Origin of the sequence: Pseudomonas sp. LFS044, from assembly GCF_047978245.1 — a bacterium.
Classification (GTDB): Bacteria; Pseudomonadota; Gammaproteobacteria; order Pseudomonadales; family Pseudomonadaceae; genus Aquipseudomonas.
Genome location: NZ_JBFPFX010000070.1, coordinates 1 through 453, shown reverse-complemented (window position 1 = coordinate 453; position 453 = coordinate 1). Strand labels below are relative to the sequence as shown.

1 pseudogene is annotated in these 453 nt (G+C 62.0%); it reads left to right on the top strand.

Annotated features, from left to right (window positions below):
• Positions 1-453 (top strand): annotated as a pseudogene (locus ACNQPL_RS26650) (type IV secretion protein Rhs); the annotation flags it as partial.

The window sequence follows — 453 nt, the reverse complement described above, 5'->3', positions numbered from 1 at the left end:
GATTTCGGCAACATGGTTGGCCTGACCCTGCCGGACGGCAACCAGTTGCACTTCAAGTACGACGAGTTCGCCCGCCTGCTCGAAGAAACCGACCCGCTGGGCCGCACCATCGCCTACGAATACCACCACCTGACCACCTTGGTGACCAAGGTGACCTACCCGGATGGCAGCACGTGGCAGGCCCGCTACGACGACAAGGGCAACCTGCTGGCCGAGTTCGATGCGCTGGGCCAGATGACCGAGTACCTCAACGGCGAAGATGGCCTGCCGCACACCATCATCGACACGACGTACAAGTCCAAGTACCTGTGGTGGAACACCCTGGCCCAGGTCGAGCGTTTTCAGGACTGTTCGGGCAAGAGCACCTACTACCGCTATGACGAGCGCCAGCACCTGGTGGCGGTGACCGATGCGCTGAACCAGACCACCACGCTGGAACGCAAACCGGACGGG